The organism is Xanthomonas sp. LMG 12459, assembly GCF_009192905.1.
In the GTDB taxonomy this organism is placed as follows: domain Bacteria; phylum Pseudomonadota; class Gammaproteobacteria; order Xanthomonadales; family Xanthomonadaceae; genus Xanthomonas_A; species Xanthomonas_A sontii.
Genome location: NZ_NSGT01000003.1, coordinates 1 through 26,212, shown reverse-complemented (window position 1 = coordinate 26,212; position 26,212 = coordinate 1). Strand labels below are relative to the sequence as shown.

The 26,212-nt window shown below is 68.2% G+C and carries 16 protein-coding genes and 1 pseudogene; 13 read left to right on the top strand and 4 right to left on the bottom strand.

From position 1 onward, the window contains the following. Nucleotides 1-713: 713 nt before the first annotated feature. Together CEK65_RS00920 and gshB are read right to left on the bottom strand one after the other, a co-directional pair. Nucleotides 714-1,595, bottom strand: a complete 882-nt coding sequence (locus CEK65_RS00920; protein ID WP_152180473.1) for an energy transducer TonB — start codon at nt 1,593-1,595, stop codon at nt 714-716. Next, nucleotides 1,592-2,542, bottom strand: a complete 951-nt coding sequence (gshB, locus tag CEK65_RS00915; RefSeq protein WP_152180472.1) for a glutathione synthase — start codon at nt 2,540-2,542, stop codon at nt 1,592-1,594. The genes CEK65_RS00920 and gshB overlap by 4 nt, the downstream gene beginning before the upstream one ends. A gap of 242 nt (nt 2,543-2,784) precedes the next feature. Between gshB and pilG the strand changes: the two genes are divergently transcribed. The 9 genes from pilG to CEK65_RS00870 all read left to right on the top strand — a co-directional run bounded on the left by pilG (nt 2,785) and on the right by CEK65_RS00870 (nt 20,748). Continuing rightward, nucleotides 2,785-3,186: a twitching motility response regulator PilG gene (gene pilG, locus CEK65_RS00910; RefSeq protein WP_003472648.1), complete on the top strand. Its 402-nt coding sequence runs from the start codon at nt 2,785-2,787 to the stop codon at nt 3,184-3,186. Nucleotides 3,187-3,203: 17 nt separating this feature from the next. After that, entirely contained in the window at nt 3,204-3,566 is a 363-nt protein-coding gene (locus CEK65_RS00905) for a response regulator (RefSeq protein WP_026144622.1), read from the top strand. Between the two features lies 1 nt (nt 3,567). Continuing rightward, nucleotides 3,568-4,098, top strand: a complete 531-nt coding sequence (locus CEK65_RS00900) for a chemotaxis protein CheW (RefSeq protein ID WP_017914762.1) — start codon at nt 3,568-3,570, stop codon at nt 4,096-4,098. Nucleotides 4,099-4,138: 40 nt separating this feature from the next. Next, nucleotides 4,139-6,175, top strand: coding sequence for a methyl-accepting chemotaxis protein (locus CEK65_RS00895; protein WP_017910265.1), 2,037 nt, complete (start codon nt 4,139-4,141; stop codon nt 6,173-6,175). A gap of 111 nt (nt 6,176-6,286) precedes the next feature. Next, the gene (locus tag CEK65_RS00890) at nt 6,287-13,510 is read left to right on the top strand and encodes an Hpt domain-containing protein (protein WP_152180471.1); all 7,224 of its coding nucleotides are present in this window, start codon (nt 6,287-6,289) and stop codon (nt 13,508-13,510) included. Next, the gene (locus CEK65_RS00885) at nt 13,497-14,834 is read left to right on the top strand and encodes a chemotaxis protein CheB (RefSeq protein ID WP_152180470.1); all 1,338 of its coding nucleotides are present in this window, start codon (nt 13,497-13,499) and stop codon (nt 14,832-14,834) included. The genes CEK65_RS00890 and CEK65_RS00885 overlap by 14 nt, the downstream gene beginning before the upstream one ends. Before the next feature lie 73 nt (nt 14,835-14,907). After that, nucleotides 14,908-15,384, top strand: a complete 477-nt coding sequence (locus CEK65_RS00880; protein WP_148829659.1) for a chemotaxis protein CheW — start codon at nt 14,908-14,910, stop codon at nt 15,382-15,384. A 364-nt stretch (nt 15,385-15,748) separates the two neighbouring features. After that, nucleotides 15,749-20,437: an RHS repeat-associated core domain-containing protein gene (locus tag CEK65_RS21080; RefSeq protein WP_226980429.1), complete on the top strand. Its 4,689-nt coding sequence runs from the start codon at nt 15,749-15,751 to the stop codon at nt 20,435-20,437. Beyond that, nucleotides 20,434-20,748, top strand: a complete 315-nt coding sequence (locus CEK65_RS00870; protein ID WP_152180469.1) for a hypothetical protein — start codon at nt 20,434-20,436, stop codon at nt 20,746-20,748. The genes CEK65_RS21080 and CEK65_RS00870 overlap by 4 nt, the downstream gene beginning before the upstream one ends. A 25-nt stretch (nt 20,749-20,773) precedes the next feature. Here CEK65_RS00870 and CEK65_RS00865 read toward each other — a convergent pair. Further along, nucleotides 20,774-21,240 (bottom strand): annotated as a pseudogene (locus tag CEK65_RS00865) (IS5 family transposase); the annotation flags it as partial. A gap of 123 nt (nt 21,241-21,363) precedes the next feature. Here CEK65_RS00865 and CEK65_RS00860 point away from each other — a divergent pair. The 3 genes from CEK65_RS00860 (at nt 21,364) to CEK65_RS00850 (ending at nt 23,911) form a co-directional block, all read left to right on the top strand. Continuing rightward, complete coding sequence (locus tag CEK65_RS00860) at nt 21,364-21,870, top strand: hypothetical protein (protein ID WP_152180468.1); 507 nt, start codon at nt 21,364-21,366, stop codon at nt 21,868-21,870. 191 nt (nt 21,871-22,061) lie between these two features. Next, nucleotides 22,062-23,126, top strand: coding sequence for a N(4)-(beta-N-acetylglucosaminyl)-L-asparaginase (locus tag CEK65_RS00855; protein ID WP_152180467.1), 1,065 nt, complete (start codon nt 22,062-22,064; stop codon nt 23,124-23,126). A gap of 14 nt (nt 23,127-23,140) precedes the next feature. Further along, nucleotides 23,141-23,911: a copper homeostasis protein CutC gene (locus CEK65_RS00850; RefSeq protein ID WP_152180474.1), complete on the top strand. Its 771-nt coding sequence runs from the start codon at nt 23,141-23,143 to the stop codon at nt 23,909-23,911. A gap of 69 nt (nt 23,912-23,980) precedes the next feature. Here the strand turns inward: CEK65_RS00850 and CEK65_RS00845 are convergent, their stop codons facing one another. Continuing rightward, nucleotides 23,981-25,072: a sialidase family protein gene (locus CEK65_RS00845; protein WP_152180466.1), complete on the bottom strand. Its 1,092-nt coding sequence runs from the start codon at nt 25,070-25,072 to the stop codon at nt 23,981-23,983. A 168-nt stretch (nt 25,073-25,240) separates the two neighbouring features. Here CEK65_RS00845 and CEK65_RS00840 point away from each other — a divergent pair, with 168 nt between their 5' ends. Beyond that, nucleotides 25,241-26,191: a discoidin domain-containing protein gene (locus CEK65_RS00840; RefSeq protein WP_226980428.1), complete on the top strand. Its 951-nt coding sequence runs from the start codon at nt 25,241-25,243 to the stop codon at nt 26,189-26,191. Nucleotides 26,192-26,212 lie beyond the last annotated feature (21 nt).

Sequence of the window (26,212 nt, the reverse complement as noted above, 5' to 3'; positions counted from 1 at the left end):
CCTTCTCCCCCCGGGAGAAGGTGCCCCGAAGGGGCGGATGAGGGTAAGGGGCGAAGCCTCGACCTGTTGCGACCGGCAGGCATTGCGGGCGGTCGTACCCTCACCCCAACCCCTCTCCCGATGGGAGAGGGGCTAACGCTCTCCTGCTCCCGCCGGGAGAAGGTGCCCCGAAGGAGCGGATGAGGGTGCGGGCGAAGCCTCGACCTGTTGCGACCGGCAGGCGTTGCGGGCGGCCGTACCCTCACCCCAACCCCTCTCCCGATGGGAGAGGGGCCATCGCTCTCCCTTCTCCCATCGGGAGAAGGTGCCCCGAAGGGGCGGATGAGGGTACGGGCGAAGCCTCGACCTGTTGCGACCGGCAGGCGTTGCGGGCGGTCGTACCCTCACCCCAACCCCTCTCCCGGTGGGAGAGGGGCCAGCGCTCTCCCTTCTCCCACCGGGAGAAGGTGCCCCGAAGGGGCGGATGAGGGTACGGGCGAAGCCTTGAACTGTTGTGACCGGCAGGCGTTGCGGGCGGCCGTACCCTCACCCCAACCCCTCTCCCGGTGGGAGAGGGGCCATCGCTCTCCCTTCTCCCATCGGGAGAAGGTGCCCCGAAGGGGCGGATGAGGGTACGGGCGAAGCCTCGTGCGCCCGACCTTCGCGAGTCGCTGCGCGCCGTACCCTCACCCCAACCCCTCTCCCGGGGGGGAGAGGGGCGATCTGCGTGCCGCTCAGCGGTCGTCGACCAGGCTGCCGCCGGGCAGGAACACCCAGGTGCGGGTCACCTGCAGGATGTCGACGTTGTCGTCGGTGCGCGGCAGTGGCGGGAACGGCTGCGCCAGTTGCACGATCCGCAGTGCGGCGGCGTCGAGCATCGGCACGCCGCTGGAGCGCAGGATGCGGCTGCTCTCCAGGCTGCCGTCGCGGCGCACGCCGACGCTGATCACCACCTGGCCGCCGAGCCGGCGCCGCCGCGCTTCGTCGGGATAGTTGAGGTTGCCGACGCGCTCGGCGCGGTCGACCCAGGCGCGCAGATAGTTGGCGTACGCGTATTCGCGGGTGCTGGCGGAGACGAACTTGCGGTTGGGGCGCTTGGCGTACTGCTCCGAGCGCAGGTGCACTTCGGCGGCCAGTCGCGCCATCTCGGCATCGCGCTGTTCGCGCTGCGCGTCCACCGGCCGTTGCGGGTCGTCGGTACGCGGCTGGGTCTGCGCCACCGGCAGCGGCTGCTCGCCGCGCGCGCTGCTGACCACGCGCGGGGTCGGTTCCGGTGCGGCGGCCGCGGTCTGCGCACGCAACGCCTGCGGCGCCAGCCCGTCCTGGCGCTGTGGCACCACGCCCGGCTGGCTGTCGCGCGGACGTTGCGGCGTGTCGTGGTCGCCGCCGCCCTGCTGGTTGGCCTGGGCCAGGAAGTCGGCCTGTTTCGGCGTCAGCGGCGTGCTGGTCTGGCTGAAGATCACGTCCAGCGTCGGCACCAGCGGCGCATCGTCGTTGATCGCGAAGCCCACGCCCAGGATCAGCAGCCCGTGCACGATCAGCGACAGCACCAGGGTGGCGCTGAGCCGTTCGCGCTCGCCGATGCGCGGCGCGGGCGTCGCGGCGGCCGTGCTCATCGCGCCGGATAGGCCTCGATGGCGTCGAACAGAAGCCCGGCGATGTTGAGCCCGAACTGCGCGTCCAGCTCGCGCACGCAGGTGGGGCTGGTGACGTTGACCTCGGTGAGGTAGTCGCCGATCACGTCCAGGCCGACGAAGCGCATGCCGCGCCGCTTCATCTCCGGGCCGACCTGGGCGGCGATCCAGCGGTCGCGCTCGCTCAGCGGGCGGCCTTCGCCGCGGCCGCCGGCGGCCAGGTTGCCGCGGAACTCGTCGCCCTGCGGAATCCGCGCCAGGCAGTAGTCCACCGCCACGCCGTCGACCAGCAGGATGCGCTTGTCGCCGGCGCTGATGTCCGGGATGAAGCGCTGCGCCAGAGCCAGCTTGCGGCCGCCGTCGGTCAGCGTCTCCAGGATCACGTTGAGGTTGGGGTCGCCGGTGCCGCTGCGGAAGATCGACCGCCCGCCCATGCCGTCCAGCGGCTTCAGCACCGCCTGGCCATGCTCCAGCACGAAGGCCTTGAGCGTGGCGGCGTCGCGGCTGACCAGCGTCGGCGGACAGCACTGCGGGAACAGCAGGGCGGCCAGCTTCTCGTTGAAGTCGCGCAGGCCCTGCGGGTCGTTGACCACCTGCGCGCCGGCGCGCTGGGCCACGCTGAGCACGTGGGTGTCGTACAGGAACTCCGCATCGAACGGCGGATCCTTGCGCATCAGCACGACTTGGCCGGGACCGAAGGTCAGTTCGGCGAACGCGTCCAGCTCGAACCAGCCGGCCTTGTCGTCGCGCACCCGCAGCGGCGCGGCCTGGGCGGTTGCGCAGCCATCGCGCAGGGTCAACCCGCTGGGGCGCACGTAGTGCAGCCGGTGCCCGCGGCGCTGCGCTTCCAGCAGCATCGCGAAGGTCGTGTCTTTGGCGATCTTGATGCTGGCGATGGGGTCCATCACCACGATGACATCGAACGGCATGGGGGCACCTGAGAGACTGAGCGGAAGATGGTAGCGGGTCGGCGGGGGCGCCGCGCATCGGGTGTCGGGCGCGGCTGCGCGGTGTCGCACGTTATCCGCCAAACTGTGACATAGTTTGTGCTGTTACGTGGTTCAACGCAGACCGGCAGCGGCGGCCTTGACAGTCGCAGCGGGTCTTGGGATACATGGCGTTTCGCAGCGAAGCCGGATCCGATGAAGCGTCGCGCGCTTGGGGGCAAGTGATGAGTGAAAACACGACTGCGGGTGGGGAACTCGCAGGCTTGCGGGTCATGGTGATCGACGATTCGAAAACGATCCGTCGTACTGCCGAAACGTTGCTGAAGCGCGAAGGGTGCGAAGTGGTGACGGCGACCGACGGCTTCGAGGCGCTGGCCAAGATCGCCGACCAGCAGCCGCAGATCATCTTCGTGGACATCATGATGCCGCGGCTGGACGGCTATCAGACCTGCGCGCTGATCAAGGGCAACCAGCTGTTCAAGGCCACGCCGGTGATCATGCTGTCCTCCAAGGACGGCCTGTTCGACAAGGCGCGCGGGCGCATCGTCGGGTCCGAGCAGTACCTCACCAAACCCTTTACACGCGAAGAGCTGCTGGGCGCGATCCGTACATACGTCAACGCCTGACCAGGGGGAAAGGCAGCATGGCCCGTATCTTGTTGATCGAGGACTCACCGACCGACCGGGCGGTGTTCACGCAATGGCTTGAAAAAGCCGGGCACCAGGTCCTGTCCACCGACAACGCGGAGGACGGGATCAAGCTGGTACGCGAGCAGGCGCCGAACCTGGTGCTGATGGACGTGGTGCTGCCGGGGATGAGCGGCTTCCAGGCCACCCGCGCGCTGTCGCGCGACGAGGCCACCCGGCACATCCCGGTGCTGATCATCAGCACCAAGAGCATGGAGACCGACAAGGTCTGGGGCATGCGCCAGGGCGCCACCGACTACATCGTCAAGCCGCCGCGGGAAGACGAGCTGATCGCCCGCATCAAGCAACTGGTGGGCTGACATGCGCTCGCCCTTCGACATCCTCGAGGCCTACGAGCGGCGCAGCCTGGCGCACGCCGTGCAGATGCCCGAACGCGCCTTCGACGACGACGTCTGGCGCGGGGTCGGCTACCGCGTCGGCAAGCGTCACCTGGTCTCGGATTTCCGCGAAGTGGTGGAGATCGTGCGCATGCCGCCGGTCACCCCGGTGCCGGGCGCGCAGCCGTGGCTGCTGGGCGTGGGCAACCTGCGCGGCAACCTGTTCCCGGTGGTCGACCTGAAGCAGTTCCTGGAAGGCGAGCGCACCGCGCTGCAGGAAGGTCAGCGTGTGCTGATCATGCGCCAGAGCGGCGGCGACGTGGCCCTGACCATCGACGAGCTGTTCGGCCAGCGCAGTTTCACCGAGACGCAGGCGGTGGAGCCGGGCGATCTGGCCCAGGGCCGCTACGCGCACTTCATCGACCGCGCCTTCCGCGGCGACGCCCAGGACTGGGGCGTGTTCTCGCTGTCGCTGCTGTCGCGCACTCCCGAATTCCGGCAAGCCGCCGCCTGAGCGCGCGCGCTGCCTCCGCATCGAAGACCGAGGTCGCATCATGAGTACTGCTCCGGACGCCCGCAAGGCCAGCAAGCTCGGCAGCGTGGGCACGAGTTTCTGGCTGGGCCTGCTGGCGTTATCGCTGGTCGTGTTCGGCGCCAACACCGGCGTGGCCACCTGGCAGGGCAACCGCCTGGCCGGCGCCAGCACCGGCGCGGCCGACCTGCAGGTGCTGTCGCAACAGCTGGCCAACCAGGCCCGCGACGCAGTGTCCGGCAACGCCGAGACCTTCAAGCAGTTCAAGCAGACCAAGGCGAAGGTGGAGAGCACCGTCGCCGAGCTCAACGCACGCTACGCCAACGAAGCCGGCGTGTCCGCGCCGCTGCAGACCCTCAACGGCACCTGGGCGCCGCTGGCCAAGAACGCGCAGCAGGTGGTGGACAGCGAACCGGCGGTGCTGGCGCTGGCCGGCAACGCCGACCGCTTCGTCGGCGGCGTGCCGCAGCTGCAGGCGCAGTTGAACGAGGTGGTGCGCGCGATGACGGTCGGCGGCGCGCCCGCCGCGCAGATCTACAACACCCTGCAGCAGGTGGTGGTGGCCGGGACCATGGCCCGCCGCGTCACCGAAATGCGCGCCGGCGGCCGCGGTGCGGCCAGCGCCGGCGACGCGCTGGCGCGCGACGCGGTGGTGTTCGGGCAGATGCTCGAGGGCCTGCGCAACGGCAACGAGGAACTGGGCATCGCCCCGGTGCGCAACGCCGCCGCATTGGCCGCGCTGGAGCAGTCGCAGGCGCAGTGGGCGGAAATGAAGAAGGACCTGGACGCGCTGCAGGCCAGCTCGCGCAGCCTGTTCGCCGCGCAGTCCGCCGCCGCGGCGCTGACCGCCGGCTCGGGCAAGATGCTGGAGGACAGCAAGAAGCTGTTCGACGCGTTCTCCGCGTTCGGCTCGACCCGCGACACCCGCCTGTTCCCGAATTTCTGGCTGGGCGTGATCTCCGGCCTGCTGGCGCTGCTGTCGATCGTCGGCTTCGTCTGGACCACGGTGCGCAGCCGCAGCCGCGAGCAGGAAATCCGCCTGCAGACGCAGGTGGAATACAACAGCCGCAACCAGCAGGCGATCATGCGCCTGCTCGACGAAATCAGCTCGCTCGGCGAAGGCGACCTGACCGTCAAGGCCTCGGTCACCGAGGACATGACCGGCGCCATCGCCGACGCGATCAACTACGCCGTCGACGAGCTGCGCCACCTGGTGACCACCATCAACGACACCTCGGCCAAGGTCGCCGTGTCCACCGAGGAAACCCAGGCCACCGCGCGCCAGCTGGCCGAGGCGGCGGGGCACCAGGCCGAGCAGATCGGCTCGGCCTCGGTGCGCATCAACGAAATCGCCGCCAGCATCGAGCAGGTGTCGCGCAACTCCACCGAATCGGCGGAAGTGGCGCAGCGCTCGGTGGTGATCGCGGCCGAAGGCGCCGGCGTGGTCCGCGAGACCATCCAGGGCATGGACCAGATCCGCGACCAGATCCAGGAGACCTCCAAGCGCATCAAGCGCCTGGGCGAGTCGACCCAGGAGATCGGCTCGATCGTGGAACTGATCAACGACATTTCCGAGCAGACCAACATCCTGGCGCTCAACGCCGCGGTGCAGGCCGCCTCGGCCGGCGAGGCCGGCCGCGGTTTCGCGCTCGTCGCCGACGAAGTGCAGCGCCTGGCCGAACGCACCTCCGGCGCTACCCGCCGCATCGAAGGCCTGGTGCAGACCATTCAGGCCGATACCAACGAAGCGGTCAGCTCGATGGAGCAGACCACCTCCGAAGTGGTGTCCGGCGCGCGCCTGGCCGAGGACGCCGGCACCGCGCTGACCGAGATCGAACGCGTGTCCAACGCGCTCAACACCCTCATCAAGAACATCTCCATCGCCGCGCACCAGCAGTCGGCGGCGGCGATCGACATCACCCAGACGATGGACGTGATCCGGCAGATCACCGGACAGACCTCGCAAGGCGCGGGACAGACCGCCGAATCGATCGGCCGCCTGGCGCAACTGGCGGCGGACCTGCGGCGCTCGGTCGCCGACTTCAAGCTGCCGGCGTAAGCGGGCCGGAACCGGGTGGAAGGAAGCGCACATGACGTACCGTGAACAACTCCCGCATCCCGTCGCCGCGCTCGCGCGGCACGGCGCGTGCCCGGCCGCGGAGACGCGGCGATGAGCGCGCTGCGCGATGCGATGAGCCATGCCGCGCTGGGCTGGGTCAAGCCGGAACTGGACGAGACCCTGCGCCAGGTCCGCGGCGAGATCGAGGCCTTCGTCGAGGAACCGGCCGACACTGGCCGCATGCGTTTTTGCGCCGGCTACCTGCACCAGGTGCAGGGCACCTTGCGCATGGTCGAGCTGTACGCGCCGGCGATGGTCGCCGAGGAACTGGAACTGCTGGCGATCGCGGTGCAGAACGGCCAGGCGGTCGACCGCGACGAGGCCTGCGCCACGCTGATGCGCGGCACCGTGCTGCTGCCGGACTACCTGGAACGCCTGCAGGACGGCCATCGCGACATTCCGATCGTGTTGCTGCCCTTGCTCAACGAGATCCGCGCCGCGCGCGGCGAAGCCGGCCTCAGCGAGGGCGCGCTGTTCGCGCTGGCGCCTGACGCGGTCACCGCCACCGAGGCCGAACTGGACCATGCGCGCGGCAGCCTCGCCGGGCGCAACCGCGAACTGCTCGACACCGTCGGCACCGCGATCAAGGAAGAACTGCTGCGGGTCAAGGACGCGCTGGACCTGCATCTGCGCACCGGCGGCGACGTCGCCGCGCTGCAGACCCAGGTCGACGAGCTGGGCAGCGTCGCCGATACCCTGGGCGTGATGGGCCTGGGCGTGGCGCGCAGCGTGGTGGTGCAGCAGCGCGACGCGCTGCGCAGCATCGTCGATGGCGCCCGTGCGGCCGACGAAGGCCTGCTGCTGGATATCGCCGGTGCGCTGCTGTACGTGGACGCCTCGCTCGACGACCAGGTCGCCTATCTCGGCGCCGGCGGCGACGTGCACGACGACGCCAGTGCCGCCGAGGCGCGGCGCACGGTGGAAGTGCTGGCGCACGAGGCCATCGCCAATTTCGGCAGCGCCCGCGAGCACTTCGTCGCCTTCATCGAGACCAACTGGGACCATGCGCGCCTGGACGAGGTGCCGCGCCTGCTCGCTGAGGTCGCCGGTGCCCTGCGCATGCTGGAACTGCCGCAGCCGGCCGATTACCTGGAAGGCGTGCGCCGCTACGTCGGCACCGAGCTGATCGGCAAGCGCCGCGTGCCCAGCGGCCGCCAGCTCGACACCCTGGCCGACGCGATGGCCAGCCTCGAGTACTACCTGGAAGCGCTGCGCGAGCGCCGCCCCGGGCGCGAGGAGATCCTCGACATCACCCGCAGCAGCCTGGAAGCGCTGCGCTACTGGCCGCTGCCCGACACCGCACCGGCCGCGCCGGGCGTGTTGCCGAGCGGAAGCGAGGCGGCCGAATCGGTTGCGCCGCTGTCGCCGGTGGCCGCTGATCGCATCGACGCGTCGGCGCCCCCGTCCATCGCCGCGCCGGCCGTGCCGGCCTGGGATCTGGCGCCGGCCGAGGACACGCTCGAGACGACGCCGCGCACGCAGGACGCTGCGCCATCCGCACCGCAGGCGCCGCAGTGGAGCCTGGCGACGGATGACGCCGACACCGCGGCCGAACACGCCTCCGCGCCCGCCGACGACGGCGCTGCGCGCGACGAGCACCAGCCCACAGCAACGTCGCAGGCGCTCAGTTTCGATCCGGTCGCGGCCGAACAGGACAGCTGGACCGGTACTGCCGAGCCGCTGCACATCAGCCTCGATTCCCTGGTGCTGGAGCAGGACGCACTGCGGCCGCAGACGCCGTCCACGCTCGCCCAGGAAGATGCTGCCGCAGCCGCTCCCGCGGCGTCCGCCTCCGATGTCGCCGATTTCGATCCGGTGGCCGCCGAGTATCCGGAGCAGGCGCAGGCCGATGTGCCGGCTGCGTTCGCTGGCCTGGACGAACACGACGATCCCAACCTGATCATCGTCGACAGGCCGACTGCTGCAGAAGACGCCGACGCCTCCACGCCGCCGCTGGTCATCGAACTGGAAGACGCGCCGGCGTTCGCCGACGCGCCTGGCGGGTCCGCCGACGAGGTGCACACGCTCGACTGGCACGCCGCCCCAGCCGCGCAGGACGAGCAGGCCGCGTTCGCGCTGCCGGATGCGGATGCGCTGGCTGACGCGGGCGCCCATATCGCCCACGGCGAGCGCCTCGACGCGGCAGGGGAGGCCGAGCCAGCAGACGCCGGTGCCGACGCCGAAGACGCCGCGCACGCGATCCCGACGGAGGCCGCGGAGGCCACCGACGCGGCACGCCAGACCGAGTCGCACGCGCCCATGGATGGCCCGGCGCAGACCGATGCCGGCCTTGCCGCCATCGACGAGGCTGCGCACACCGATGTCGTGGCCGATGCGCCATCGGCGCCGGAGCATGCCGCGCGGGAATCCGAGGAGCATGCGACGCCCGAGCCGGTACAAGCACACGCTGTACCGGTTTCGGACGCCGAAGCCGCGTTCCTGGCCGACCTGGAGGCTGCCGCCGCGCAGTTCGACGTGACCGCGGCCGCCCACAGCGGCGAGCCTGCGGCCGCAGCACCCGCCAGCACGGAGGCGAGTGCCGCGCCTGCCGCCGCTCCGCCTGCCGCCGAGACCGGCTTCATCGACGGCGATGGCGAGATCGACGAAGAGATCCGCGCGGTGTTCCTCGAGGAATTCGACGAGGAACTGGTCAATCTCGGTGCGCTGCTGCCGGCCTGGCGCGCCGCGCCTGCCCACACCGAAAGCCTGCGGCCGATCCGCCGCGTGTTCCACACCCTGAAGGGCAGCGGCCGCCTGGTCGGCGCGCGCGTGCTCGGCGAGTTCAGCTGGAAGATCGAGAGCATGCTCAACCGCGTGCTCGACGGCTCGCGCCCGGCCAGCCCGGCGGTGGTGGCGATGGTCGAGCAGGCCTACGCGGTGCTGCCGCAGCTCAATGCCGCGCTGCGCGGCAACGGCACGGTGCAGGCCGATCTGGACGCGATCCAGGCGGTGGCCGAGCGTATCGCCGCTGGCGAGGAGGCGTTCTATTTCGCCACCCCGCAGGCGAGCGCCGCGCCGCGCGCGGGGACGCCGGCCTCGGTGGACAGCGTGCTGCGCGAGATCCTCGAAGCCGAGGTCGCCACCCATCTGGAGACCGTGCACGCCTGGCTGCAGCACGCGCCGCAGCCGGCGACCGAAGCGCTGCTGCGCGCGGTGCACACCATGAGCGGCGCGTTCGCGATGACCGACGTGCCGGAGATCACCGCGGTCACCGGGCCGGCCGAGAGCTACGTCAAGCGCGCCTTGGCGTCTGGTAGCGTTCCGAGCGCCGACGGCGTGCGTGCGCTCGAGGACGCGGCGCGCGCCATCGCCGCCACCATCGCGGAACTGCAGGCACCGTCGCCGGTGATTCCGCCGTTCACCGACCTGGCGCAGCGCCTGCGCGCGCTGGTGGAGACCCTGCCGGAAGTGCAGTGGCCGCCGATCGCGCATGACGAGGACGACGAAGACCTGTCCGCGTCGGCACCGGCCGAGGCCGGCCTGGATGAGCAGGCCGTGCAGGCGGTGGAACTCACCGCGGCCGACGATCTGTCGGCGTTCCTGGGCGATGCCGCGCATCTGCACGAAGCGCTGCCGGCGGATGACATTGCCGGGCAGTCCGACGCGGTCGACGCCGACCAGCATCGCATCGATGTTCACGCCGACGCCGCGTCCGCGCCGGCAGACAGCGACGCCACCACCGACACGGATGCGGCCTCGCTGGCGTCGGCGAGCGAGGACGAGCCGCTTGCTGTTGAGCCGGCGGCTGCACAGGACCATGCGCAGGGCCATGAGGCAGCGCCGGGCGACGAGGCGGCGGCATCGCATGACGAACGCGACGCCGACGAACAGGCGGCCCTGGCGCAGGACGGCCAGCTCGACGAGCTGACAGTCGAGGCGCCGCTGAGCGCCGAGCAGGTGTCGGACCCGGCTCCGGAAGCGTTGGATCCGGCGGCGGCGCAGGATGCGGCGGTCGATGCGGTCATCGCCGATGCTGCGACCGATACCCCGATGGACGCGCAGGAACTGCAGGCGCCGGAGCATGCTGGCGAGTCGCACGGCTCCGAGGCTCACGCAATCGAAGCGCAGGACGGGGAAGCCCGAGATGCGTCCGTGCATGCGCCGGAGTCGCAGGTGTCGGATCATTCGGCGGCCGACCGCGACGCCGACGCCGACGCGACCGAAGCGCAGGCAACGGATCATTCGGCAGCGGACCACGCTGTCGAAGACCATGCGACCGACGCGCAGGCGAACGACAGCCAGGACGCGTCCGCACACGGGCAGGATTTGCAGGCATCGGAGCACGATGCGACGCACGGCGACGCCGATGCGCCCATTGACGACACCGCTGAAGCGCACGAGCAGCAGCTCAACGAGGACGCCCCTGCGATCGGCCTGCGCCAGCACCCGTTGGCGCCGTCGAGCGGCTGGCGCCACGACGGCGTGGCCTCGGCCAACGACGATACCGAGGCCGCCGCCGAGCACGGCGACGTGACCCTGGACGCCGCTTCGCCTCCGCACGCGGGGACGGGCGAGGGCGGTGCGAACCCACCCGCCGCCGACACGGACGGCGAGCACGCCGACACCGACGCAGAACACGTCGAGCCGACCAGCGGTGCAGGCGAGAGCGAGCTGCAGGATGTCGCCGCCGAAGCGGACGATGCCGCGCACGCGTCGTCGTCCGATGCCGACGAGACGACGGACGCGCATCATGCGGGGCTCGACGCAGCGCCCGACGCGCAGGGCGACGCCGTTCAGGACGACACGACCGCGGCGACCGAGACGGACGCGACGGCATCGGCCGACGCAGCGCACGAAGAAACCGTTCAACACGCGTCGGCGGCAGCCGTGCCCGCACAGCCCGACGTCGACGCCGCGCATGCCGCGGCCGATCCCGCGCGGACCGATCTGTCGGCCGTCGATCTGGGGCCGCTGGACTTCGCCGACCTCGATCGCGAGCTGGTCGATATCTTCGTCGACGAAGGCAAGGACCTGCTCGACCACTGCGATCGCCTGATCGCCGAGCTGCGTGCCGCGCCGCAGGACCGCGACGTGCTCGGCGGCCTGCAGCGCGACCTGCATACGCTGAAGGGCGGCGCGCGCATGGCCGGCATCAACGCCATCGGCGACCTCGGCCATGGCATCGAGTCCTTGCTGGAGGCGGTCGCCGCCCATCGCACCGAGCTCGACCGCCAGGACGTGCAGTTGCTGGAGCGCGGCTTCGATCGCCTGCACCAGTTGTTGACCCTGACCGGCAACCACCGCGCGGTGGCAATGCCGCAGGACCTGATCGGCGCGTTCGACGCGCGCACGCACGGGCAAAGGCTCGCCGCCGCCAGCGATGCCGAGACTACCGTCGCGGCGCCGCTCGCGGCGGCCGACGACGCGCTGGCTGCCGCGGCACTGGCCGCCGTGGCGGCGCCGTTGTCGGCACCGCTGCCGGTGGAGGGCACGCCCGACGAAGAGGCGACGATCGCGCGGCCCATGCAGGAACAGGTACGCGTGCGTGCCGACCTGCTCGATCGCCTGGTCAACCACGCCGGCGAAGTGGCGATCTACCGCTCGCGTCTGGAGCAGCAGTTGGGCGCGTTCCGCGGCGCGATGGCCGAACTGGACCGCACCAACGCGCGTCTGCGCGACCAGCTGCGGCGCCTGGATCTGGAAACCGAGGCGCAGATCGTCGCCCGCTACCAGCGCGAACAGGACCAGACCGAGCAGAGCTTCGATCCGCTGGAACTGGACCGCTTCTCCACGCTGCAACAGCTCAGCCGCGCGCTCAACGAGTCCGCGGCCGACCTGGGCGGCCTGCAGGGTGTGCTCGACGACCTGGCGCGGCAGTACGACGGTCTGCTGCAGCAGCAGTCGCGCGTCAGTTCGGAATTGCAGGACGGGCTGATGCGTGCGCGCATGGTGCCGTTCGACGGCCTGGTGCCGCGGCTGCGGCGCGTGGTGCGCCAGGCCGCCAGCGAAACCGGCAAGCAGGTGCACCTGAGCCTGGAAGGCACCCACGGCGAACTCGACCGCAATGTGCTCGACCGCATGGTCGCGCCGCTGGAACACATGCTGCGCAACTCGGTCGCGCACGGCCTGGAGGCGCCGGAACAGCGGCGTGCCGCGGGCAAGGCGGAGGAGGGCAACATCGCCATCCGCCTGCGCCGCGAGGGATCGGAAATCGTGCTGGAAGTGGCCGACGACGGCGCCGGACTCGACCGCGAGGCGATCCGCCGCCGCGCCGAGCAGCGCGGGCTGATCGCCGCCGACGCGGTGCTGTCCGACGACGAACTCGATGCCCTGATCTTCGCGCCCGGGTTCAGCACCTACGACCAGGTCAGCCAGTTGGCCGGCCGCGGCGTCGGCATGGACGTGGTGCGCAACGAAGTGCGCCAGCTCGGCGGCTCGGTGGACATCCACTCGGTGCGCGGCCAGGGCGTCACCTTCACCCTGCGCCTGCCGCAGACCCTGGCGGTCACGCAGGCGGTGTTCGTGCAGATCGGCGAGACCACCTTCGCGGTGCCGGTGGCGTCGGTCAGCGGCATCGGCCGCATCGGCCGCGAGCGCTTCGAGGCCGGCACCGGCGGCTACCGCTACAGCGGCGAGGAATATGCGCTGCACGACCTCGGCTCGCTGGTGGGGCAGGCGCCGGCACGCGCCGAAGGCCAGGCGCAGGTGCCGTTGCTGCTGGTGCGCGCGGGCGACCTGCGCGCGGCGGTGGCGATCGACCAGGTGCTCGGCAACCGCGAAATCGTGGTCAAGCCGGTCGGCCTGCAGATCGCCTCGGTGCCCGGTATCTACGGCGCCACCATCACCGGCGACGGCCGCGTGGTGGTGATCCTCGACATCGCCCCGTTGGTGCGCCGCTTCCTGGCGCAGCCGTTGCGGCCGGTGGTGGAGGCTGCGCCGACCGAACAGCGGCGCGTGCCGCTGGTGATGGTGGTCGACGACTCGCTGACCATGCGCAAGGTCACCGGCCGCGTGCTGGAGCGGCACAACTTCGACGTGGTGTCCGCGCGCGATGGCGTCGAGGCGCTGGAGCGCCTGGAAGAGCGCGTGCCCGACCTGATGCTGCTGGACATCGAGATGCCGCGCATGGACGGCTACGAACTGGCGACGGCGATGCGCGCCGATCCGCGCTACGCCGCCGTGCCGATCGTGATGATCACCTCGCGCAGCGGCGAAAAGCACCGCCAGCGCGCCTTCGAACTGGGTGTGCAGCGCTATCTCGGCAAGCCTTACCAAGAGTTGGATCTGATGCGCAACGTCTACGACCTGCTGGGGATCGCCCGTGTTCGCGAATGACGGCGACGCCACCTCCACGCCGGTCGCATTGCTGGCCCGTCCCGGCAAGGCGCGCGAGCGCCTGCGCGAAGCGCTGCACCTGGTCGGCGCGGCGATCGTGCTGGAAGACGACCCGGGCGCGATCGACGCGCAGACCCTGTCCGACGCTGCGCCGGCGGCGGTGCTGATCGCGCTGGAGCCGGCGATCGAGGACGCACTGGAGCGGCTGGATGCGGCGCTGGCGCTGCCTGGCGTCACCGTGATCTTCGACGAGGCCGAGCTGGCCGCGCGCCGCGAGGGTTGGGAAGCGCAGCGCTGGGCGCGGCATCTGGCGGCCAAGCTGCAGGGCCATCAGGACGTGCTGCCGCCCGGCCGTGAGACCGAGACCGGCCTGCAGCCGGAGCCGGGCCTGCCGGCGACGCCGGCGCAGCTGCACGAGGACGCGCCGATCGGCCTGCATGTCGACGAAGCCGCCGGCTTCGCCGAGGCCGCGCCGGAAGACGGCATGTATGCCTGGCAGCCGCCGGCGGACGTCGCGCCCGGTTTCGAGGAACTGCAGTTCGCGCGCGCCGAGGCCGCTGCCAGCGAAGCGTCTGCGCAGCCGGCTGTGCCGCACGTCGATGCGACACCGGCTGCGCCCGCCGCCACACCCGCGGCGCTGCCGGCCAGTGCCTGGTCGCTGGTCGACGACGATGCGCCCCTGCTTGCCGCTGCGCCGCGCGCGTCGCAACCCATCCCGCAGTTCGCCACCGAAGGTCTGTCGCTGGTCGCGCTGGAGTCGGAAGAGCCCGCGTCCACGAGCGGTGCCGGTGCAGGCGCCGCCGCACGCGGTGCGGTGCTGGTGATGGCCGGCATTGGCGGCCCCGACGCGATCCGCCGCCTGCTCGCCGCACTGCCGGAGAACTTCCCGCTGCCGCTGCTGGTGCAGTTGCGCCTGGATGGCGGCCGCTACGGCAACCTGGTCAAGCAGATCGCCCGCGTGTCCGCGCTGCCGGTGCTGCTGGCCGAGGCCGGCGAGCCGGTCGCCCCTGGCAACGTCTACATCCTGCCCGACGACGTCGGCGTGCACGGCACGGCCGGGTTGCGCTTCGTCGCCCAGGACGCCGGCGCCTCTGTGGTCGCCGGCCTGCCGGCCGCGCACAGCGCGGTGCTGCTGCTCAGCGGCAGCGACCCGCAACAGGTGGAGGCCGTGCTGGCGCTGGCCGCGCAAGGCGCCTGGGTGGCCGGGCAATCCGGCGACGGTTGCTACGACCCCGCCGCCGGCGCGCACCTGATCCTGCAGGGCCATCCCGGCGGCGATCCGGCGCAACTGGCCCAGGCCTTGACCGCGCGGTGGAGCGGCTGAGCGAGGCGGCACACGCCATTCACCGCCGCGCCCGCACCGCGCGTTTTTTCCGCTTTCAGGACGAAGTCACTCCATGAGCAGCTACGCCAGCAACGACGAAATCCGCGGTGTCCTCATCCTGGCCGGCAGCGAGCGCGTGCTGCTGCCCAACGCCACCATCGCCGAAGTGATGTCGCGCGTGCCGGTCGAACCGCTGCCCGACGCCCCGCACTGGCTGCTCGGCCAGATCGCCTGGTACGGCTGGAAAGTGCCACTGGTCTCCTTCGCCCGCCTGACCGGCCTGGGCGCCGAGATCGTCGCCGCCAACAACAAGATCGTCGTGCTCAAGGCCCTGGGCGGCAACCCCGACCTGCCGTACGTGGCCCTGCTCACCCAATCCTTCCCGCAGCTGATCTCCGTCCCCCGCGACGGCCTGCTCGCCGACGCCTCCGAAGAAACCCTCCCACCCGGCGTGCACATGCGCGTGCTGCTGGGCGAGCAGAGCGCCTTGCTGCCGGATCTGGAGGCGATCGAGGGGATGGTGGTGGAGCGGTTTGCGGCGGTCATCTAGATCGGCGGCCGTCTTGCAACGGCCTTGCTTCTGACTGCGTACCGCAACCATCCTGGCCGATGCTATGCGCGCTTGAGCGAAAGCCGCAGCGGCTTGTTGCCAGTGGATAGGGCCGTCGTCTAGCATCGCTTCTCGTAATGACAAGGATTGTCGTATGCGTAACGTGCGTGCACCCGTTCGCTGTACTGCGTCGCTCAGGGATGACGCGACCGCCTGCTCTTGGGCATCCCCACCCGTTTGTTTCTCCGATAACACTGCCGAGCCCTTGGCGGCGCGCTGTTGGGCGTCGATCGGCCTCTGGCCGGACAGGCAGTTGGCAACCGCTGACTCGATTGGCTTGATCGACTTCTTGCAAGGACGCGCGATGAACACGATGCACCATGAACGTACCTCCGGCGGCGCCAGCCGCCTCGCGCTGGTAATGGCGCTGTTCTTTCTGTTCATGGGTTCGGCGTTCGCCGGGACAGATGGGAAGAAGCAGCAGTTTCTGGTCCGCGATGAGGAAGGGAATTCCCATGGCGTCTACTACACCCAAGCAGCTGCGGAGGCAGCGATCAAGGCAATTCCTGGGCCTCAGGACATGGAGGATGTGTACCAGTACGTCGATACGATCAAGGACACCGTCGTCCAGGAAAATGGGACGTCCATAATCACCTATTGGATGGGTCGTACCGAAGCCAAGGACGAAAACTGGACATATGAAAGTTGGAACACGACAAAGATCCCGACCGAAGAGCAGGCTGCGGCCGTACTTGCACAGGAAATCAGTGCTACCAGACCCAATTGCCCTGCGGCCTCGGTCGCGCCGGAAGGGCCATGGGAGCTTTCGTTCGGTCCATATCCCGAGTATGACGTCGGCATTGAAGCCCAGAGCAGGCGGTATAGCGTTCGGACGTACTATGATGATTGCAGCGGCCCTAACGAATACACCACATTCATGGGGCGTACGCGTCGCTCCGAGTGTCCGAAACCATACGCCATCTGGCACATTAGTGACCAAGGCTGCACGAATAAGGACTTCTTCGCCACCATCGAAGTCTCGACGTTGCAATGCGAGAAGCAACAGGATGGCGGCAACTCCGGTATGCGAGGCAACCCCTGCGACGTCAAGACCGGCGAGAAATTCCAGACCGAGCGCGACCTGGATCTGGGCTGGATCACCCTGACGCGTTACTACCACTCGGGTATCGCACTGAATACCGGTGGTTTCGGCCCTGGCTGGACCTTCTCGCACAGTCTGCACCTGACCATCCAGGGCGATACGCTGGGCCTGATCGAGGGTAGCGGCTATGCCGTGCCGTTCCGCAAGATGGGAGCCGAGTATCGCGCGGCCAATGCCTCGGACGAACGCATCGTTGCCAATGGCGACCAGTGGGTGCTGTATCGCCAGGATGCGATCTACACCTTCGATGCCAAGGGCAAGCTGGTCTCGCGCATGGCCGAGGATGGAAGTGGGTGGATGTACGGCTACAACACGCGTGGACGCTTGCAAAGCATCGCGTCGCTGCAGGGGCGCTCCATCGAACTGGTGTATGCCGACGACAACGACGACGCGCTCATCACCGGAATCGTCTCAGCTGGGGTGCAGCTGGCCAGCTACGGCTACGACCAGCAGCGCCTGGCGAGCGTCACCTATGCCGACGGCAAGAGCCGGATCTACCACTATGAGGACACGCGGTTCCCGCGCCATCTGACCGGTGTGACCACGGAGGACGGCCAGCGCTTCAGCACCTTCGCCTACGACGAGGTTGGCCGTGCGATCTCCAGCCAGCACGCCGGTGGCATCGACGGCATCACCCTGGCGTACTCGGCTGTCGGCACTCGCGTCACCGATGCGCTGGGCGATGTCAACGATTACACGATGACCGAGGCGGGTGGTGCCTCGCCGAAGGTCGCCACCGTCGCCAGGACCGACGGCACGCTGCAGTACAGCTACAACGATCAGTCCAGCGACTTCCGCCGCCGGCTGAGCAGCGTCACCGATCGCCGTGGTATCCAGACCCAGCACAGCTACGCCGAAGCGACCGAGAACGGTGTTGCGGTGAACATCCACACCGTACGCGAGGCGGTCGGGCAACCGCAGGAGCGCACCACGACGACACGTACGGCGGCTGGCAGCAATCGCCTGCTGTCGGTGCAGACCGGCGGGCGCACCGTGTCCTACAGCTATAACGATCGCCTGCAGCCGGTGCAGATGACGAGCAGCGACACGGCTTCAAGCAAGCAGCGCACTGTTACCTACAGCTATTGCGAAGCGGCGGACGTGGCGGCGACCGACAGCACCTGCCCGATCCTGGGCCTGCCCAAGTCGGTCGACGGCGCGCGTACCGACGTCAACGACATCACCCGCTTCACCTACTACTCCACCGACGACAGCACTTGCGCCACGTCCCCAACCACCTGTCCGCACCGCAAGGGCGATCTGTGGAAGGTGACTAATGCGCTGGGCCAGGTTACCGAGTACCTGGCCTATGGCGGCGCCGGCCGCGTGCTGTCGGCGAAGGACGCCAACGGCGTGGTCACCGACTACACCTATCACCCGCGCGGCTGGCTGACCGCCAGCAAGGTGCGTGGGGCCGACGACAGCAGCGAGAGTGACGACCGCATCACCGCGATCGACTACTGGCCGACCGGCCTGGTCAAGCAGGTGACGCAGCCTGATGGCGCGTTCACACGCTTCACCTACGACGCCGCACACCGGCTGACGGATATCGCCGACAACGCCGGCAACACCATCCACTACACCCTGGACAATGCCGGCAACCGGTCCAAGGAGGACACCAAGGACGCATCGGGTACGCTCAAGCGCTCGCTTTCTCGGATCTACAACCAGCTCGGCCAACTGGCCACGCAGGCCACCGCGCAGGGCGATCCGACTGACTTCGGTTACGACGGCAACGGCAACACCAAGACCGTCACCGACGCGCTCGGGCATGCCACCCAGAACGACTACGACCCGCTCAACCGCCTGGCGCGCACGCTGCAGGACGTGGGCGGCATCGCCGCCGAAACCACCTTCGGCTACGACGCCCTGGACAACCTAACCAAGGTTACCGATCCCAAGGGCCTGGACACCACCTACGCCTACAACGGCCTGGGCGACCTGACCAAGCTCACCAGCCCGGACACCGGCAGCACGACCTACACCTACGACAGCGCTGGCAACCGTGCCACTCAGACCGATGCGCGCAACATCAAGACCAGCTACGGCTATGACGCGCTGAACCGCCTGACTCAGGTCACCTATCCGACCACCAGCCTCAACGTCAGCTATACCTACGACGTCAGTCAGACGACCTGCGCCAGCGGCGAGACCTACGCCGTGGGCCGCCTGACCCGGATGCAGGACGGCAGCGGCAGCACCGACTACTGTTACGACCGCTTCGGCGATCTGGTGCGCAAGGTGCAGACCACCAACGGGAAGGTGTTCGTGGTCCGCTACGCCTACACCAAGGCCGGGCAGCTGAGCGGCCTGACCTACCCGGATGGGGCGGTGGTGGACTACGTGCGCAACGCCCAGGGCCAGACCACCGAGGTCGGCGTGACCCCACCTGGCGGCACCCGTCAGGTGTTGCTCAATCAAGCCACCTACTATCCGTTTGGCCCCGTGGCCGGGTGGACCTACGGCAACGGCCGTCCGATGCAGCGCGTGCTGGACCAGGACTACCGTCCGCTGGCGGTCAATGACACCCGCAGCGATGGCCTGGCGGTGGGCTTCGCCTTCGACCCGGTCGGTAATCTCAGTGCGCTGACCGCACCAGGCAACACCGCACCGGTCATCAAACTGGACTACGACCCGCTGGGCCGGCTGACCGCGTTCAAGGATGGTCCGACCGATACGGTGATCGACGGCTATACCTACGATGCCACCGGCAACCGCCTGAGCGCCAAGGTCAACACCGCCACGCAGACCTACACCTATCCGACCACCAGCCACCGCCTGAGCAGCGTGGCCGGTACCGCGCGCAGCTATGACGCGGCCGGCAACACCACCGCGATCGGCGGCACGGCCGTGCAGCACGTGTATGGCGCCAACGGTCGGCTCTCCCAGGTCAATCGCAATGGCGCCAAGGTGGCGAACTATGCCTACAACGGCCGCGGCGAGCAGGTGCGGCGGGTGGGCAAGACCAACGTCTACACGCTGTACGACGAGAGCGGCCACTGGCTGGGCGACTACGACAACAACGGTGCAGTCGTACAGCAGGCGATCTGGCTGGACGATCTGCCAGTCGGCGTGCTGGCCAAGACCACGCTGCGCTACGTGCAGCCGGATCACCTGGGCACGCCTCGTGCCGTCATCGACCCGGTCCGCGACGTGGCGATCTGGCGATGGGATCTGAAGGGCGAGGCCTTCGGCACCACCGCGCCGGATCAGGACCCGGACAAGGACGGCACCGCCTTCGTGTTCAACATGCGATTCCCGGGGCAGCGGTATGACAGCGCTACGGGGCTCAACCAGAACTACTTCCGGGACTACGACGCTGTCACCGGTCGATACGGCCAAAGCGATTTAATCGGCCTGGAAGGAGGGAGCTCTACTTATGCATATGTTGATGGTAGTCCTTTATCCTTTATGGATCCTTTTGGTTTGAGGAAAGTGGTCTTGGCTGGCCCGCAGAACAAAGAGGATGCCATTATCTATAAGGGCGCCTTGGCGGACGTGGATATGGTCGGATACTGTGTTGTGTACGGGCATGGGGCCTGGACCCACATATCTGATACCCGAGCGGGGACTGCAAATAAGGTTCGATACTTTGCTAATGATGCCCGTTCGATGTCTCGATTTAACGATCTCCTGAAACAGCAGGGGTGCAAGGATGATGAGCCCGTTATTCTCAAGGCTTGCAACACTGGTGCTGATCCTGAAGTGCCGGGGATGGTCAATGTGATGACTGCACTGTCCAAAGTCAGAGGGACAGAGGTTGATGCGCCAACGCGATCCGTTTGGTATACCCCCAGAGGCCCGTTGGCGACTCCTTATGGGCACAAGGGCGATATTCATGGCCCCATTGATTTGAGTAACCCGGGTGAATATAGGAGTGCAAGGCCATGACGCTAAGAATCGGATTTTTGGTGTTTTTGATGCTTCTGGCTTCCTGCGGGAAAAGTGATCATAAGGTCGATGCGGCTCCCATTTCAGGGGATGGAGCTTGCAGGACTTTTGATGTTGCTTCCAGTCGTGCGAAGGCCGAAGATGGAGAGTTGTCGGCAATTAGAGGGATGCGGGACTATTACCTGGATTGCGTCTTACACAACAACGGCCCAGAAGCCTTGCACTGGGGGCAGTTGGCTGCTGAGAAAGGAAACAGCCAAGACAGGGAAGTTTACGAAAGCCTCAAGATGACATTTGTTCCTAAAAAATAGAGCGGTCGGGCGTCATTAAGAGCCGCTAACAAAACTCAGGGAGAATCCGCAGGCAGATGATGGCGCAGGCAATCGAGAGCCACGCCAGATGGATATCGATTCGACGTTCAAATCGGATGCGCAGTTTGCCCATGCCTGCGAACCAAGCATGAGTGCGCTCCACGACCCAGCGATGGCGCCCCAGCCGGTCGTTGCGCTCGATCCCCTTGCGAGCGATACGTGGCGTGATGCCCGCTCCTTGAGCTGATGGCGGCAACGGTCGATGTCGTAGGCCTTATCAGCGTGCAGCTTGCCTGGCCAACGTCGTGGATGCCCTGGCTTGCCGGCGATCGGCGGCAAGGCATCGACTAATTCCTCGAAGACCACCGAGTCGTGCCGGTTGGCTCCGGTCACGCAGAACGCCAAGGGAATGCCATTGCGGTCGACGATCAGATGCCGCTTGCTGCCGAGTTTGCCGCGATCGGTCGGGTTCGGCCCGGTGTACGCGCCCCCGGGGGAATGCTGTAGACATGGCGGTCAATAGGGTGGGTGCGTCCTGTCCATCAAATGTGGAATGCGGGGCTAGATGCTCTCATCTTTTAGATAATTTGCCAGCTAGTCGCCGACCGTTCATGCTTGAGTACAGGCCTGACTGGAGTAGTCCATGAAAATATTTATTGTGTTTCTTGTGGTGATTTTTTTGTCTCAGGGTGTGCGGGCAACTCTTCGAAGTTCTATGGGACCTATGGTGATGCGGTGGCGGATGATGCTATTGCAAAAGGGTGGGTGCCGGATTTTTTGCCGCAGAATGCTACAGACATCTATGAGCGGCATAGCGTTGATGCTGGTGGGGTTGCGGTTATATTTTCTGCGCCCAGTGACAACTTCCTCAAGGGCTTTTCTACACTTGATCATTCGTATTTTACATCTGCTGAAGAAGCCTTTTCTTTGGTGCGCTCGCCTGCAAACTATCCTCAGGGAGCGAATCACTATTATTATAGGTGTGGTGGCGAGGGGCTCGGTTTGCTGAAAGCGCGCGATGGAAAGAAATTCTATTATATTGAGCCGGTTTCTAGTGGGGGGGGCTTGAAGTTTTATGCAAAGTGCGAACTAGGTTGTAGTAGCTGGATGATTGACCTCTAGCGTTGACACTCTTCTAAGTGCGCGATGAGCTTGATAAACGTTCAGACATGCTTCGATGCAATCCTGGCGGAGCAAGCGGCCAAGCCAACTCTGTAACGCCGAGCAGGCCGTTTAATCCCATCCCACTCTGCCGCATGATGTAAGGCCACGCGCGCCCCTCCCGCGCGCCCTCCCAACGCCGGAGCCTCCCCATGCCGCAACGCCGCCACTTCCTGAAAACCGCCGCCTTCGGCGCCCTGGTCGCCGGGTTGGGCGGTGTGCTGCCGGGCGCACGCGCCGCCGTGGCCAAGGCGCAAGCCAAGGCCGGTGTTGGCCCCCTGCCGCGCGGCGCAGCACGGGTGATTTCCACTTGGGACTTCGGCGTCGCCGCGAACCAAGCTGCTTGGCAGGTGCTGTCGCGCGGCGGCGCGGCGCTGGATGCGGTGGAGGCTGGGGTGCGGGTGCCGGAGGCGGATCCGGACAATCACACGGTGGGGCTGGGCGGGTATCCGGACCGCGATGGGCGGGTCACGCTGGATGCCTGCATCATGGATCACACCGGCGGCTGCGGGTCGGTCGCGGCGCTGGAGGACATCGTGCATGCGATCTCGGTGGCGCGGCGGGTGATGGAGAAGACGCCGCATGTGATGCTGGTCGGCGATGGCGCGCTGCAGTTCGCGCTGGCGCAGGGCTTCGAGCGCACCAAGCTGCTCACGCCCGAGTCGGAACAGGCGTGGAAGGAGTGGCTGAAGACCTCCCACTACGCACCCGAGGCCAATATCGAGAACCGCGCCTATCGCCGCGGCACGCTGCCCGGCGGCAAGGACAATCACGACACCATCGGCATGCTGGCGCTGGATGCGCACGGCAATCTGTCCGGCGCCTGCACCACCAGCGGCATGGCCTGGAAGATGCACGGCCGGGTCGGCGACAGCCCGATCATCGGGGCGGGGCTGTACGTGGACAACGAGGTAGGCGGGGCGACCTCCACCGGCGTCGGCGAGGAGGTGATCCGAAACGTCGGCAGTTTCGCGGTGGTGGAGATGATGCGGCAGGGCAAGAGTCCGGCCGAGGCCTGCCGCGAGGTGGTGATGCGCATCGTGCGGCGCAAGCCGGAACTCACCCGCGACCTGCAAGTCGGGTTCCTGGCGATGAACAAGCGCGGCGAGGTCGGTGCGTTCGCGATCCAGCCCGGTTTCAGTTATGCGGTCTGCGATGCGCAGCGGCAGGATCTGCTGCTGCCTGGGCAGAGCCATTTCGCGGCGCCGGCGGCATGAGCGGGAGCGTGCCGATGGGCTTGGAAGTGGCCGCCGATGCGATCGGCTCGGCGCTGGCCGCGCAGGAGGGCGGGGCGATGCGGGTGGAACTGTGCGGCGGCCTGGATGGCGGCGGGCTGACGCCGTCGTTCGGCACGCTGACGGCGGTGCGCGATCGGTTGCGCATCCCGCTGTATGTGCTGATCCGTCCGCGGGTCGGCGATTTCGTGTTCGACGCGGCGGAAGTGGAGGCGATGCGCCGCGACGTGGAGCAGTGCGTGCGCTTGGGCTGCGACGGCGTGGTGCTCGGCGCGCTGACCACGGACGGCGAGGTGGACACGGCGACGATGCGCGAGCTGATCGCCGCGGCCGGGCCGCTCGGCGTCACCTTCCATCGCGCCTTCGATGTCAGTGCCGATCCGCGGCGTGCGCTGGAGGATGTGATCGCGCTGGGCTGCGAGCGCGTGCTGACCTCCGGTGCGCGCGAGACCGCGGAAGAGGGTGCCGACCTGATCGCCGAGCTGGTGCAGCAGGCCGGCACGCGCCTGAGCGTGATGCCGGGGTCTGGTGTCACCGAAGTCAACCTGGCGCAGTTGCGCGCGCGCACCGGTGCGCGCGAGTTCCATGGCTCGGCGCGTGGGCCGCTGGCGTCGCGGGCGACGTCGCCGCATCCGCATGTGCGCAGCCTCGGCGGCGACCGCATGCAGACCGATGTGGCGCGGGTGCGGCGGATGGTGGTGTTGTTGGAGGAGCCGGGACCGGGGACCCGGGACCCGGGACCCGGAACGCCGCATCCCGCAGCCTGATCTGTCTCTGCTACGGCAGCGCTTTGCTCTTGCTTTCCCGGGTCCCCGGCCCCGGGCCCCGAGCAAGATTCACCCGCCGCCGGCAGGCGCCGCTGACCCCGCGCCCAGCCGCTTCGGATCCAGCACCACATGCTTGATCCGCGTGCGCTTCCAGGTGTAGCTGATGTGCACGTGGCCGTCGCGGGTCTGGATCACCGCGGGGTAGGAGAACTCGTCCTTGGGGCTGTCTTCCAGGGTCAGCACGCGGGTCCAGTGCAGGCCGTCGTCGGACAGGGCGACGGCGAGCACGCCGCGGCCGTCCCACCAGTCCTTGCCGGCCTCGGTCGGGTTGTAGACCAGCAGCGAGCGGCCGTCGGCCAGCACCACGGCGTCGGTGCCGGAATTGGGGTTGGCCAGGTCGAGCAGGGTCATCGGTTCCCAGGTGCGGCCCTGGTCGCGCGACCAGGTGCTGAACACGTGGTTCTGCTGGCTGCGGCCCACCGCCTGCAGGCGGCCGTCCTGGTGCAGCAGCACGCTGGGCTGGATCGCGCCGATCCTGGCCGGGTCGTTCATTGCCGGGCCGCGGGTCCAGTGCGCGCCGTTGTCGTCGGACCATTCCATGTGCGCGATCCAGCCAGCGTCTTCGCTGCTGCTGGGGCTGAGGATGCGGCCGTCGGGGAGCTGCACCGGCTTGTTCTTGATCGGGCCGAGGATGCCGGCGGGCAGGCGCTCGGGCGTGGACCAGTGGTGGCCGCCGTCGCTGGACGTGGTCTGCATGCCCCACCAGCGCTTCGGGTCCGGACCCACTTTGTAGAACAGCCGCAGCGGCCCTTGCGCGGGCTGGAACAGCACCGGATTCCAGGTCGGCAGCGGTGCGCCCTGCGCCTGCGCGCCGTCGGCCACCCGCTGCGCCGGTTGCCAGCCGTGCGCGTCGCGGCGCGCCACCCAGATGGCGACATCGTCGGCGCCTTCGTGGCGCCCGCCGAACCAGGCCGCGAGCAGGCCGTCGCGGGTTTCCACCAGGGTCGAGGCGTGGCACTGCGCGGTCGGCGCCTGTGCGTTGACGAATTCGCTGTAAACGATGGGCGAGGGCGGCACCGGCGGCGGGGCGACGGCGGCCGGGCCGGCGATGGCCCGCACCGCGAACAGCGACAGCAGGGGAAACAGCGAAGGCGACATCATGTGGTACGGTCCTGGCCCGCAAACGGGAATACCTATTTATCATCAATTAAATACCATATGCTGACACCATCGGAAGTGCCGCCTGCCCGAGCGACGATTGCGAGGATCCGCCAAGCCGAACCGTCCGCTCTCTTCGCTCTGCTGGCTGGCCGCATTCGGCCTGACCGTGTGCTGGCCACGCGGCCGCTGCTTGCCGAGAACTTCGCCGACACCGCGTTGTTCGAGTACGGCGACGTGCGCTGGGTCGGCAACGAGGCGGGCGTGATCGAAGGCGAGAACCGGAACGCTATCGATCGCCACGGCGACCTGCGCTGGCGTCCCGTCGAGGTGGATACGCCGCTGCACAAGCTGCAGTGGTTCTGGCACCCGAACAGCGACCAGACGCTGAAGAGCGTCGACGAGCTGGTGCAGATCTGGGAAGACAGCGTCGGCCGCGGCGGGCAACTGGTGCTGGGCATCGCCCCGGACAAGCGTGGCCTGCTGCCCGAGGCCGACGTCAAGCGGCTGGAGGAAATGGGCCAGGCGCTGCAGGCGCGCTACGGCGCCGATCGCATCCTGGTGCGCGGCCGGCTCAAGAGCGACGACAGTATCGCCGCGGCGGTGGACGGCGACCGCGACACCTTCTGGAGCGCACCGGACGGCTCGCACCACGCCACCCTGGAACTGCAGTTCAAGCAGCCGGTGACCTTCGACACCGCGCTGTCGATGGAGTGGCTCAACGACGGCCAACTGGTGCAGAAGTACGCGGTGGAAGTGTTCCGCGACGGCGCCTGGGTCAAGGTGGCGCAGGCACAGGCGATCGGCCACATGAAGATCGACCACTTCCCCACGGTCACCGCCTCGCGCGTGCGCCTGAACATCCTGTCCAGCGTCGACGCCGCACATATCCGCGAGTTCCAGTTGTTCAACGTGGGCGCTGCCGCCGCGCGCTGCTCCCTGCCTGCGGCCTGCAACCGAAGCCGTGCCCGGCGATGCCGGGTGCGGCTTTTTCGTTGGAGTTGTGCGCTGCGTCTTGGCAAGAGCGCCGGCTTGCAGGCGCGATTCCAAAAATCGCTGCGAAGAAGACGGCGCGCGCCGCAGGGCAACTCCCCTCTCCCCCCGGGAGAGGGGCGGGGGTGAGGGTACGGCGCGAGCGTCGCC